The following is a 12,596-nucleotide window of genomic DNA, read 5'->3' on the forward strand; positions in this document are numbered from 1 at the left end:
AAAATGAAAAACTCTTTCCTGTTATTTCTAGCCAGTATTACTATTGCATCGGCACAAATTCAACCCACTTCTTCACAAAAAGTTGATGAATCTTTAGTCGCAAAAAAAGTGATGAAAACCAATTCTCTGGTTAAAAATATTCCATTAAAAAATATTGGTCCGTCTGTTATGAGCGGTCGTGTTGTTGATTTAGCAGTCAATGAAAATAACCCTACAGAATACTATGTCGCATATGCGTCTGGCGGTTTATGGTATACCAATAACAACGGTAATACTTTTACCCCAGTCATGGATGAAACTCAAACACAAAATCTTGGTGATATAGCCGTTCACTGGCAAAGTGGCACTATTTGGGCAGGTACTGGCGAAAATAATTCATCGCGTTCATCGTATGCAGGTATCGGTATTCTAAAATCTACCGATAAAGGTAAAACTTGGCAACATATGGGTTTAAGCGATTCGCACCATATTGGGCGTATCGTCGTAAATCCAGATAATGCAAACGAAGTTACCGTTGGTGTAACGGGGCATTTATATTCGAACAATAAAGAACGTGGTATCTACAAAACCACAGATGGTGGTAAAACTTGGAAAAATACCTTATTCATAAATGACAAAACTGGTATAATTGACGTCGCCGTTTCCCCTAACAATTATAACATTCAATATGCTGCGGCTTGGCAAAAAGATAGAAAAGCATGGGATTTTATTGGTAACGGCGAAGGTTCTGGTATTTACAAAAGTACAGATGCAGGCAGTACTTGGACTAAAATTTCAACTCCAACAAGTGGTTTTCCTACGGGGGAAGGTGTTGGTAGAATTGGTCTAGCTGTTTTTGATGATAATACCGTTTATGCTGTTCATGACAGTCAGTTTAGAAGAAACACATCCAAAGAAAAGAAAGAGAAGCAAGCCGGCTTGACCAAAAATGATTTTAAAGCGCTCTCAAAAGAACAATTCTTAGACCTGAACGATAAAGACCTAAATGAGTTTTTAAAGACCAATAATTTTCATGAAAAATATAGAGCTGCCAATGTAAAACAGATGGTACGTAGCAATGCTGTAAAACCAACAGACCTTGCTTTGTATTTAGAAGATGCAAATTCTATGTTATTCGATACGCCCGTAGTTGGCGCAGAAGTATATCGCAGTAATGATGGCGGCACTACTTGGGTAAAGCAAAACGAAGATTATATTGATGATTTGTTTTATAGCTACGGTTATTATTTTGCACAAATTACGGTAGACCCAAACTATGTAGATGCCATCTATTTATCTGGCGTTCCTATTATTTCATCAAAAGATGGAGGCAAAACTTACACTTCTATAAATGGCGATAATGTACACTCTGACCATCACGCAGTCTGGGTAAATCCAAATTTATCAGGACATTTAATCAACGGAAATGATGGCGGAGTAAATACTAGTTATGATGATGGTAAAAATTGGTTCAAAAACAACTCACCAACCGTAGGTCAGTTTTATGCCATTGCAGTGGATAATGAAAAACCGTACAATGTTTATGGTGGTTTACAAGATAATGGTGTTTGGATGGGTCCGAATAATGCCGAAGAAAACACAAAATGGCAACAAACAGGTCAATATCCTTGGAAATCTATCATGGGTGGAGATGGCATGCAAGTACAAGTAGATAGTCGCAATGCTAACATCGTTTACACGGGATATCAATTCGGGAACTATTTCAGAATAGATTTAGAGAATGACCAACGCACCTATATTCAACCTAAGCATGAATTAGGCGAGACTCCATATCGTTTCAACTGGCAATCTCCTATTCTATTATCACCCCATAATCAAGATATTTTATATATGGGAAGCAATAAGCTGCATCGCTCTTTAAATAAAGGTGATACTTGGGAAACCATTTCGGGCGACCTAACCCAAGGCGGCAAAAAAGGTAACGTAGCATTCGGAACCTTAGCAACCATATCAGAATCTCCATTCAAATTCGGATTGATGTATACTGGTAGTGATGACGGCTTAATTCAACGTACAGAAAATGGTGGTGGAAATTGGGAAGTGATTTCTAAAAACTTACCTCAAAATTTATGGGTAAGTCGCGTAGTTGCTTCTAAACATGAAAAAAACAGAGTGTATGCAACCTTAAACGGCTACCGCTCAGATGATTTTACACCTTATATATATGTAAGTGAAGACAAAGGTGCCACTTGGAAAAACATTGCAGCAAACATACCTACTGCAGCAGTTAATGTAATTATTGAAGATACCGAAAATGAGAAGGTATTATTTGTAGGTACCGACAATGGTTTATACGTAAGCTTAAATGGTGGTACATCATGGGAATCTCTTCAAAACGGAATGCCCAATGTTGCGGTACATGATTTGGTAATTCAAAAAGAAGCCAAGCATTTGATAGTAGGTACACACGGCAGAAGCATTTACAAGGCAGATATTTCAGCATTACAAACAATGACTCCCAAGGTATTAAAAAAGACATTGCACACCTATCCTTTAGAAAACATAAAGTATTCTTCTCGTTGGGGGAATTCTTGGAGCTCTTGGTCAAAGGCAAGCACACCTGGTTTAGACATCACTTTCTATTCTGATAGCGATGATGTGTACCAAGCTAAGATTAAAACATCTGACGACATCGTAGTTAGTGAAACAGAAATTATAGCGAATAAAGGATTGAACATTCTGTCATACGACATAGCCTTTTCAAAAATCGGAAAGTTGAATTATCTTAAAAAGCACAAAACCATATTGAAGCAAGCTGATAACGGAAGTACTTATCTACCTAAAGGATCATACGTTGTTGAAATTAAAGGAAACGGAACAAGCGAAAACATCACTTTCGAAATAGAGTAACATAATGAAAATAGTAGATTGGAATACACTACCAGATTTAGGAGTAAGCCATAATGCGGAGATTAAAAAAAGAACATTAATCAACCGTGGAGAAATTCCGCAATTGATGATGTATGGCACTGCCGTTTTTAAACCTGGTCAACAAGTAGAATTACACAAACATGATACTATGTTCGAAGTATTTCATATCCAAACCGGTAAAGCAGTTTTTACTATCTCTGGCAAAGAGTACGAAGTAGGCGCAGGAAATTGCATAACCATAGAACCAGGCGAAATTCACGGTCAGCACAATCCTTTTGATAAAGACGTTACTTGGACCTATTTTGGAATTGCAACAGATTAAGAAAAACCAATTATGGAATTAACTTTAGGGATACCAGCACTACTTTTTCCAGCTATTTCATTGACTATGCTAGCATATAATGCTCGTTATTTAGCGATTGCAGCCTTAATTCGACAATTACATCAAAAATATCAAGAAACGGCATCGCAGTCGGTTGGTTTACAGGTACAAAAATTAAGAAAGCGACTTACTATTATAAAAAATATGCAGGCAACGGCTATTGTAAGCTTCCTGTTAGCTGTAATTACCATGACCTTAATTTATGCAGAATTCACTTTTTGGGCTAATTTGGTATTTAGTATAAGCTTATTTGCACTAATGATCTCTTTAGTACTTTCATTGATTGAAGTTCAATTATCGACCAAAGCCTTAGAAATTCAGTTAAAGGATATGGAGAAATAAAGACCACACATCAAGTAAAGAATCCCAACTAATAACCTTACCGTTCGTCGATGTTTTTATTAGCTATTAGGTTAATATCCAGTATCTTTGCCATCCGTTTGAAATTTAGAAATGAAGAGAGCAAAAGAAATTGAATTATACCAACAAATTAAAGAAGTACGAGAGTTCGGATTTGGTATATTCTATTTTTTCAAAGGAGGTATTATTATAGCAGAAATAAAAGATGGCGTTTTTTTTAAACCAAAAGACTCAAGAAAAACCATAAAAGCTGCTCAAGAAATTTACGGCGTAAATTATCCTCTAATCTATATTTCAAATCGGGTTAATCGATTTTATGTATTTCCTTTTGACTGGTATAAATTTTATCAAGACCGTCATGTAATGAAGCATTACGCTATCGTTGGAAAGACAAAAAGTGGCATTACGAGTTTAATTTTTGAGAATTTATTTTTTGCAAAAAAATTCAATCACTTCAATAATTTAGACGAAGCTGTAGATTGGGCACTACATATCTCTAAAAAAGCACATTAAGCAGCCGTACATCAAATCGGTTTTTGTTCAAGAATTCCCATTTTAAACCTAAAAAATCGAGGAAATTCTTAAACACACTAAAAATACATTTTAAAATCAATCTAAATAGACATACTAAAACTGCTTAATTCTTGTTAATAACTAGCTTGTGATGTAAATTCGCATATAAAATTAACGACTAATGAGCGGATTTTTTAAATCTTCGATTGGTAGAAAGTACGCAATGGCGCTTTCTGCTTTCTTTTTAATGTTTTTTCTACTTCAGCATTTTGCAATAAACATCTTATCGGTTATAAGTCCCGATGCGTTTAATGAAGCTTCGCATTTTATGGGCACTTTTTGGGCCGTACAATATGTTTTGCAGCCTGTTTTAATTTTCGGTGTTATTTATCACTTTGTGATGGGTTTCATTTTAGAAGCTAAAAATAGAAGTGCAAGAGTAAAAACATACGCAAAAAACAATGGTGCTGCCAATTCATCCTGGATGAGCCGTAATATGATTTACAGCGGATTAGCTATTTTGGCTTTCTTAGTACTTCACTTTATCGATTTCTGGATACCAGAAATCAACACCAAATTTATTGCAGGAGACATGACTGGTTTACTGCCAAACGGTGAAGGATTCAGATACTATGAGGAATTAGCTCATAAATTTGAAAATCCATTACGCGTAGGTGCCTATGTTATTGCCTTCATTTTCTTATCGCTACACCTTATGCATGGTTTCAGTTCTGCATTTCAGTCTGCCGGTGCATCAAGCATGAGAAAAGAAAAACTACAATTGTTTGCTAAAGTGTATTCGATCGTAATTCCGTTAGGATTTATCTTCATTGCCCTTTTTCATCATTTTAATCATCATTAATACCTATTACTTATGTCTGTATTAGACTCAAAAGTACCTAAAGGTCCATTGAAAACGAAGTGGATCGATTATAAGAACCACATAGATTTAGTTAACCCTGCTAACAAACGTAATATTGATGTAATCGTTGTTGGAACAGGATTGGCAGGTGGTTCTGCTGCTGCAACTTTAGCAGAATTAGGCTATAATGTAAAAACATTTTGCTACCAAGATTCTCCAAGAAGAGCTCACTCTATTGCTGCACAAGGTGGTATTAATGCTGCAAAAAACTATCAAGGCGATGGTGATTCAACTTACCGTTTATTTTACGATACCGTAAAAGGTGGTGATTACCGTTCAAGAGAAGCAAACGTATATAGATTAGCAGAAGTTTCTGCAAATATTATTGACCAATGTGTTGCCCAAGGTGTACCATTTGCACGTGATTATGGCGGACTTTTAGACAACCGTTCTTTCGGTGGTGTATTGGTTTCTCGTACTTTCTATGCTAAAGGACAAACTGGCCAACAATTATTGTTAGGCGCTTATTCGGCAATGAACAGACAAATTGCACGTGGTAAAATTACCCCGTTCAATCGTCATGAAATGTTAGATGTAGTAAAGGTTGATGGTAAAGCTCGTGGTATTATTGCTCGTGACTTAGTTACTGGTGAAATAGAACGCCACTCTGCACACGCAGTAGTTATTGCTTCTGGTGGATACGGAAATGTTTATTTCCTTTCAACAAATGCAATGGGTTCTAACGCTACAGCTGCTTGGAAAATACACAAAAAAGGAGCATTTTTCGCAAACCCTTGTTATACTCAAATTCACCCAACTTGTATTCCTCGTTCAGGAGATTATCAGTCTAAACTTACGTTGATGTCTGAATCTTTACGTAATGATGGTCGTATTTGGGTTCCTAAAAATATGGATGATGTTATGGCAATCCGTGAAGGCAAGAAAAAGCCTACCGATTTGTCTGAAGATGAAAGAGATTATTACTTAGAAAGAAGATACCCTGCATTTGGTAACTTGGTTCCACGTGATGTTGCATCGAGAGCTGCAAAAGAACGTTGCGATGCCGGTTACGGAGTAAATGCAACTGGTGAAGCTGTATATTTAGATTTTGCATCTGCAATTCAACGCTACGGTGTTGAACAAGCTAAGATTCATAACATCTCAAATGCTTCTGCCGATAAATTATATAAATTAGGTGCTGCTATCGTAAAAGAGAAGTATGGTAACTTATTTCAAATGTATGAGAAAATCGTTGATCAAGATCCATACAAAACACCAATGATGATTTACCCAGCGGTACATTATACAATGGGCGGTGTTTGGGTTGATTATAACTTAATGACTACCGTAGAAGGCCTTTACTGTATTGGTGAAGCTAACTTCTCTGATCACGGTGCAAACAGACTTGGTGCTTCTGCCTTAATGCAAGGTTTAGCAGATGGTTACTTTGTATTGCCATACACTATTGGTGATTACCTATCTCACGAAATTCGTACAGGTAAAATAGCAACCGATACTCCTGAATTTGATGCTGCTGAAAAAGAAGTAACAGATAAAATTAATTTCTTTGTGAATAACAAAGGGTCTCACTCTGTAGATTATTACCATAAAAAATTAGGTAATATTATGTGGGAGAAATGTGGAATGTCTCGTAACGCTGAAGGCTTAAAAGAAGCAATGGCAGAAATTAAGGCTTTACGTGAAGATTTCTATAAAAACGTAAGTGTACCTGGTACTGCAACCGAACTTAATGCAGAATTAGAAAAAGCTGGTCGTGTAGCAGATTTCTTAGAACTTGGTGAGTTATTCGCTAAAGATGCTCTTGAAAGAGAAGAATCTTGTGGTGGTCACTTTAGAGAAGAGTCTGTTGAGATTGGTGGAGAACAAGCAGGTGAAGCAAAACGTAACGATGTTGATTTCGCGTTCGTTTCTGCATGGGAATATAAAGGAGAACCTAGTGATGCCGTTTTACACAAAGAAGAGCTTGAGTTCAACGAAATCGAATTAAAACAAAGAAGTTATAAATAAATAGTATTGAGCTATTAAATATGATTTACTTCATAAAATAATACTCATTACTCAATACTTAAAATATGAATCTGACATTAAAAATTTGGAGACAATCAAATGCCCAAGATAAGGGTAAAATGGTCGATTATAAAGTGACAGAGATTTCTGAACATATGTCATTCTTAGAAATGATGGATGTTCTTAACGAACAATTAATTAACAAAGGTGATGAGCCTGTAGCTTTTGACCACGATTGTAGAGAAGGTATTTGCGGTATGTGCTCTATGTTCATTAACGGAGAAGCACATGGTCCAGATAGAGGTGTAACAACATGTCAATTGCACATGCGTATGTTCAAAGATGGTGATACTATTACTATTGAGCCGTTTAGAGCAAAAGCGTTTCCTGTAATTAAAGATTTAGTTGTTGACAGAAGTTCATTTGACCGTATACAACATGCAGGTGGGTACATTTCTGTAAACACTTCAGGTAACACTCAAGATGCTAATGGTATTCCAATATCTAAGCACGCTGCAGATGAGGCAATGGATGCTGCTACATGTATTGGTTGTGGTGCTTGTGTTGCAAGTTGTAAAAATGCTTCTGCAATGCTATTCGTAGGTGCTAAAGTATCTCAATACGCATTATTACCACAAGGTCAAGTAGAAGCAGTAGACCGTGTTAAAAACATGGTAGCACAAATGGATCTAGAAGGTTTTGGTAACTGTACCAATACTGGAGCATGTGAAGTAGAATGCCCGAAAGGAATTTCTTTAGAAAACATCGCAAGAATGAACCGCGAGTTCTTAAGTGCTAACGTTAAAAGTTAGACTTAACAATCATAAAGTTTTTAAAAATCCCGACCGTAAAGGTTCGGGATTTTTTATTTTTAAGATATGTCAAAAGACTATCCTAAAGAAAGAATTAAAGTACCTAGGTTCAATGAAGAATCTGGTTTCTACACTACCCCACAGCGCTCAAAAATAATGAGCAAAATAAAAGGAAAAAATACCAAGCCTGAACTAGCTTTTAGAAAAGCATTATACGCTGCCGGATATCGCTATCGAATAGATTACAAAAAGCTGATCGGTAAACCTGACATTGCCTTGCCTAAATACAAAACGGTCATATTTATTGATGGGGAATATTGGCATGGTAAAAATTGGGCAGAGCGAAAGCCAAAGGTGAAAACCAATCGCGAATTTTGGATTGATAAAATAGAACGAAATATGCAGCGTGATGATGAAGTAAACAGAGAACTTAGTCATTTAGGATATACGGTATTCAGGTTCTGGGAATCTGAAATCAAAAAGAATCTTGATGACTGCTTAGCAACAACCTTAAATCATTTAAATACCGTGCAAATGAGCACAAAATGAGTTTTATAAAGTTCATTTAATAAATCTTTAACCCTTGTAAACCCTTATTTAATATAGCCTTAACGGATATCAGCATGTATGATTATTAACTTAGTGACGAACATAATTATTAATCTAAAAAACTATATAATATGAAGAGGATAGCAATATTAGCTACAAATGGATTTGAAGAAAGTGAATTAAAATCTCCAAAAGAAGCCATGGAAAAAGAAGGCTTTAATGTGGAAATTGTTAGTTTACAAAAAGGAGAAATAAAAGGTTGGGCAGATGGAAATTGGTCTAACAGCTATAAGGTTGACAAAACACTAAGTGAAGTAAAAGCGGAAGATTATAATGCATTGGTTTTACCTGGCGGAGTAATCAATCCAGATTTACTAAGAAGAGAAGAAACTGCATTAGATTTTGTACGCGATTTCTTTAAATTAAAGAAACCGGTAGCAGCAATTTGCCATGCACCATGGACATTAATTAGTGCAGGAGTAGTAAAAGGAAGAAAAATGACATCATTTAATTCCATTAAAGATGATTTAGTAAATGCAGGAGCCAATTGGGTAGACCAAGAGGTAGTAGTTGATGAAGGATTTGTAACAAGTAGAAATCCGGATGATTTACCAGCTTTTAATTCCAAATTAATTGAGGAAATAAAAGAAGGAAAACATGAAATGCAGCATGCATAATTCATTCTAATGGAATTGATAAGCCCAACCAATAGGTTGGGCTTTTTTTATGTCCGTATTTAAAATTCATACATTTACTATTATGGATTATACACCACTTACCAAAGCTTCTAAATTACCCGATATAAAAACTACCATTTTTACAACGGTTGGTAATCTTGCACGTAAACATAAAGCAATTGACCTATCTCAAGGTTTTCCAAATTTTCAGGCTGATAGCAAATTAAAGTCCTTAGTAAGCGAGGCGATTAACATCGGTTATAATCAATATGCGCCCATGCAAGGGTATTATGGTCTTAGAGAAGTCATATCTAGCAAAATTGCAACGCTACACAATTACGAGTATAATCCAGAAAGTGAAATAACGGTAACCGTTGGCGCCACCCAAGCTATTTTTACGGCTATTACAGCCTTCGTAAACAAAGGTGACGAGGTAATTGTCATAAAACCAGCTTACGACTGTTATGAGCCCGCAATTACTTTAAATGGCGGAATACCTGTTTATGTTCAATTAGATGCTGCTGATTATAAGATAGACTGGACAGCCTTTAAAAGTAAGATAACCGATAAAACCAAAATGGTCATCATAAATACGCCTCATAACCCCAGCGGAACAATTCTTACCAAATGGGATATGGAGCAGTTAGAGAAGATATTAAAACCCACCAATATTATTCTTTTGAGCGACGAGGTTTATGAGCATATTATTTTCGACGGACAAGTGCATGAAAGTGCTTCGCGATTTCCAGATTTAGCCAACAGAAGTTTTGTCTGCGCCTCTTTCGGAAAAACATTTCATGTAACCGGTTGGAAAATGGGCTATTGTGTAGCACCAACTGAACTGATGGCTGAGTTTAGAAAGGTGCATCAATTTGCGGTTTTCTGTGTAGACCATCCGGTGCAACGTGCTTTGGCTATTTATTTAAAGAATCCATCGCATTATCTAAATTTGAACAATTTTTACCAACAAAAACGAGATTTCTTCCTTGAAGGAATAAAATCGTCCAAATTCAAGTTCAAACCATCCCAAGGAACATATTTCCAACTATTAGATTATACCAATATTTCAAATGAAGAAGATGAAGTAATTGGAAAGCGTTTAATCACCGAAAACGGCATAGCATCTATACCGATTTCCTCTTTCAATGTCGATAATAGAAATGACCATATGTTGAGATTCTGCTTTGCCAAAAAACAGGAAACTTTAGAAAAAGCAGTAGAAATTCTGTGCAAGCTCTAATACCTACTTACTAAAAAGCAGCATTTACTTTAGTCATAAATTCACCAATTTTACTAGGCTCTAACCAACGAGTTACTACGACAACATCATTCTCTTTATCTATAACAATAAAGTTACCGCCAAAACCGGCAGCATAGTAGATGTTTTCTGATAGACCTTCCCAATGTCTAGCGCCTTTTTTATTTAACCACCACATGTAGCCATAATTTGCATTAGGTGTTGAAGGGGTTGTCGCTTTTTTAATCCAATTCTCTGAAATCAATTGGTCATTCTTCCATTTACCATTATTCAAGAACAACATACCAAAACGAGCCATATCTTCTGCGCTAATGAATATACCCGCCCCTGAGTGTCCGCCGCCAGTAACCGACTTCATTTGAAGTCCGTCAATCTCTGCCCAAGCATCATCATAACCAAACCAACGCCATGTAGAAGATGCATCGATTTTATCCATAATTTTCTCTTTTAAGACCAAGGGCATTGGTTTACGCCATACATGTGTAAGTGAATATGCCAATACGTTTACACGTACATCATTATACTCCATAACAGTACCAGGTTCTTTGGGTGTTGCCAACTTCCAATCATCAATACCACCTTCACTTGGTGGTCTATCTGCCCAATCTTTACCGCCCCAAAGTTCACCAGACCATGCGGAGTTCTGTTGCAATAAATGTTCCCAAGTAATTTTAGAATTATGTTCACCGTCAAAAGTGCCATCCCAAATGTAGTCACCTACCAAATTCTTAGTATCGGTAATTAGCTTTTTATCTTCCGCAAGACCTGCCATCGTGCTCAAAAAACTCTTGGTAACACTGAAAGTCATGTCAACTCTTTTAGTATCTCCCCATTGAGCAACTATATATCCATTTTTAAGAATCATGCCTGCAGGACCGCCACGTTTTTTAGTCGGACCTAATATTTTATGAAAAGGTTCTTTTTCAAAACCTTTTACGATAGCAATACGCAAATCTCTAGAGCCTGAATATTCATTTGCCTCTGCAAAATCTACCGCTTCATTTAGCTTGGCATCTTTAATTTTAAAATCTTTTGGTGATTTTATTTCCCAATCTGCATTTCGTTCTGGAAAGTAATATTCTTGCCCCTGTAGATTTAAAAAACCAAGAAGCGCTACGAAGGTGATAAAATGTAATTTCATGAAAGTTAGTTTGAAACTACAAGGTACTTAAATTGAAACGCATTAACCAATCTGTCTGCTCATCTGAACCTATAAAATAGGGATGAGTATCGAATTTTTGAAATCCGTGGCGTTCATAAAATTTTATGGCGCGTTTGTTCTCTTGCCACACACCTAACCATAACATTTTCTTATTTCGTTTTTGAGCAATAATTTTAATGTGATGTAGAAATTGCTCCCCTAAACCCAAACCTTGATGCTTAGCTAATACATAAATACGCTCTAACTCCATGCTATCATCTTTCTTTAGTTCTGACTGTGCATCATTTACATTCAACTTAAAGTAACCAACAACTTCATTATTAGCGTATACAAAGTAAAAATCACTATTAGGATTAAGAAGTTCTTCTTTAATGGTTTCTAATGGAAAAGCTTTTTCGATATAGGTTTCAAAATCTTTGGGGTCGTTGTCTTTAGCAAAGGCAGTAACAAAAGTTTGTTCCGAAATTAACCTCAATTGATCTAGTTCTTGAAGAGAACATAAAGTATAAGTAAGTACCATACCCCTAAAATAAAAAAAGGAGCAAATTACTTTGCTCCTAACCGGGGGAAATTTTATAAAATGGTTGATTTGGTAACTTTTCTGTTTCTAGTACTGCATGTTTATAACATGCGATAGTTCGTGGGCATTTTTCAATTGCGAACTCTTATTGTTTTTCGGCAAATAATTTACCTTCTGTTCTCATAAGTATTGTTCCTTCATCTGTCTCTTGCATTTTTACGAAATCATTGGGGAAATCAGTACCTGGGTAGCTAACGATATATACATCTCCATTAATACTCCAGTTGAAATCTGTTAGATAGACAACTTGTCCATCTTTATAACCGTGAAAGCGACCTAGATAGACATCATTAAAGATCCATTCTTCATTATCAACAACCATTTTATTCGTATTGGTAGCGGTTTTAACTGTATGGTTCCAAATACCAATAATAGGGTCGTTATTTTCTTCAATTTTTGAACAGGAGGCAACAAGTACCAACAAGATTAGGCAACTAAATACATACTTCATTTTAGGTTAAGTTTTTCAAAGCGATTTGGGATTCACTTTTTATTACACTTCAAATATATGTAGTCTTTTTCTTACAATAAAGTATTTGTGG

Annotated in this window: 13 protein-coding genes; 10 read left to right on the forward strand and 3 right to left on the reverse strand. The window is 36.0% G+C overall.

The features are described 5' to 3' along the window. The first annotated feature begins 3 nt into the window (after nt 1-3). The 10 genes from QSV08_RS15615 to QSV08_RS15660 all read left to right on the forward strand — a co-directional run bounded on the left by QSV08_RS15615 (nt 4) and on the right by QSV08_RS15660 (nt 10,294). Entirely contained in the window at nt 4-2,850 is a 2,847-nt protein-coding gene (locus QSV08_RS15615) for a WD40/YVTN/BNR-like repeat-containing protein (RefSeq protein WP_324024651.1), read from the forward strand. A gap of 4 nt (nt 2,851-2,854) precedes the next feature. Beyond that, nucleotides 2,855-3,193 (forward strand): cupin domain-containing protein, encoded by a 339-nt coding sequence (locus QSV08_RS15620; protein ID WP_324024652.1) that lies wholly within the window; start codon nt 2,855-2,857, stop codon nt 3,191-3,193. 12 nt (nt 3,194-3,205) lie between these two features. After that, complete coding sequence (locus QSV08_RS15625) at nt 3,206-3,595, forward strand: DUF2721 domain-containing protein (RefSeq protein ID WP_324024653.1); 390 nt, start codon at nt 3,206-3,208, stop codon at nt 3,593-3,595. A 111-nt stretch (nt 3,596-3,706) separates the two neighbouring features. Next, nucleotides 3,707-4,126, forward strand: coding sequence for a hypothetical protein (locus tag QSV08_RS15630; RefSeq protein ID WP_324024654.1), 420 nt, complete (start codon nt 3,707-3,709; stop codon nt 4,124-4,126). A gap of 181 nt (nt 4,127-4,307) precedes the next feature. Beyond that, nucleotides 4,308-4,988 (forward strand): succinate dehydrogenase cytochrome b subunit, encoded by a 681-nt coding sequence (locus tag QSV08_RS15635; protein ID WP_324024655.1) that lies wholly within the window; start codon nt 4,308-4,310, stop codon nt 4,986-4,988. Between the two features lie 12 nt (nt 4,989-5,000). Continuing rightward, the gene (locus tag QSV08_RS15640; protein ID WP_324024656.1) at nt 5,001-7,016 is read left to right on the forward strand and encodes a fumarate reductase/succinate dehydrogenase flavoprotein subunit; all 2,016 of its coding nucleotides are present in this window, start codon (nt 5,001-5,003) and stop codon (nt 7,014-7,016) included. Between the two features lie 65 nt (nt 7,017-7,081). Further along, complete coding sequence (locus QSV08_RS15645; protein WP_324024657.1) at nt 7,082-7,828, forward strand: succinate dehydrogenase/fumarate reductase iron-sulfur subunit; 747 nt, start codon at nt 7,082-7,084, stop codon at nt 7,826-7,828. 66 nt (nt 7,829-7,894) lie between these two features. Further along, the gene (locus tag QSV08_RS15650; protein ID WP_324024658.1) at nt 7,895-8,377 is read left to right on the forward strand and encodes a very short patch repair endonuclease; all 483 of its coding nucleotides are present in this window, start codon (nt 7,895-7,897) and stop codon (nt 8,375-8,377) included. Nucleotides 8,378-8,508: 131 nt separating this feature from the next. Next, nucleotides 8,509-9,054 (forward strand): type 1 glutamine amidotransferase domain-containing protein, encoded by a 546-nt coding sequence (locus QSV08_RS15655; protein ID WP_324024659.1) that lies wholly within the window; start codon nt 8,509-8,511, stop codon nt 9,052-9,054. 82 nt (nt 9,055-9,136) lie between these two features. Next, on the forward strand, nt 9,137-10,294 hold the full coding sequence (locus QSV08_RS15660) for a methionine aminotransferase (RefSeq protein ID WP_324024660.1): 1,158 nt from the start codon (nt 9,137-9,139) through the stop codon (nt 10,292-10,294). Nucleotides 10,295-10,304: 10 nt separating this feature from the next. On the opposite strand, the gene QSV08_RS15665 is transcribed toward QSV08_RS15660, so the two are convergent. The 3 genes from QSV08_RS15665 to QSV08_RS15675 form a co-directional block, all read right to left on the reverse strand. Further along, entirely contained in the window at nt 10,305-11,453 is a 1,149-nt protein-coding gene (locus QSV08_RS15665; RefSeq protein ID WP_324024661.1) for a serine hydrolase domain-containing protein, read from the reverse strand. 16 nt (nt 11,454-11,469) lie between these two features. Continuing rightward, nucleotides 11,470-11,949: a GNAT family N-acetyltransferase gene (locus QSV08_RS15670; protein ID WP_324024662.1), complete on the reverse strand. Its 480-nt coding sequence runs from the start codon at nt 11,947-11,949 to the stop codon at nt 11,470-11,472. A gap of 190 nt (nt 11,950-12,139) precedes the next feature. Next, complete coding sequence (locus QSV08_RS15675; RefSeq protein WP_324024663.1) at nt 12,140-12,505, reverse strand: hypothetical protein; 366 nt, start codon at nt 12,503-12,505, stop codon at nt 12,140-12,142. Nucleotides 12,506-12,596: the final 91 nt, after the last annotated feature.

Source organism: Maribacter sp. BPC-D8 (assembly GCF_035207705.1).
Taxonomy (GTDB): Bacteria; Bacteroidota; Bacteroidia; order Flavobacteriales; family Flavobacteriaceae; genus Maribacter.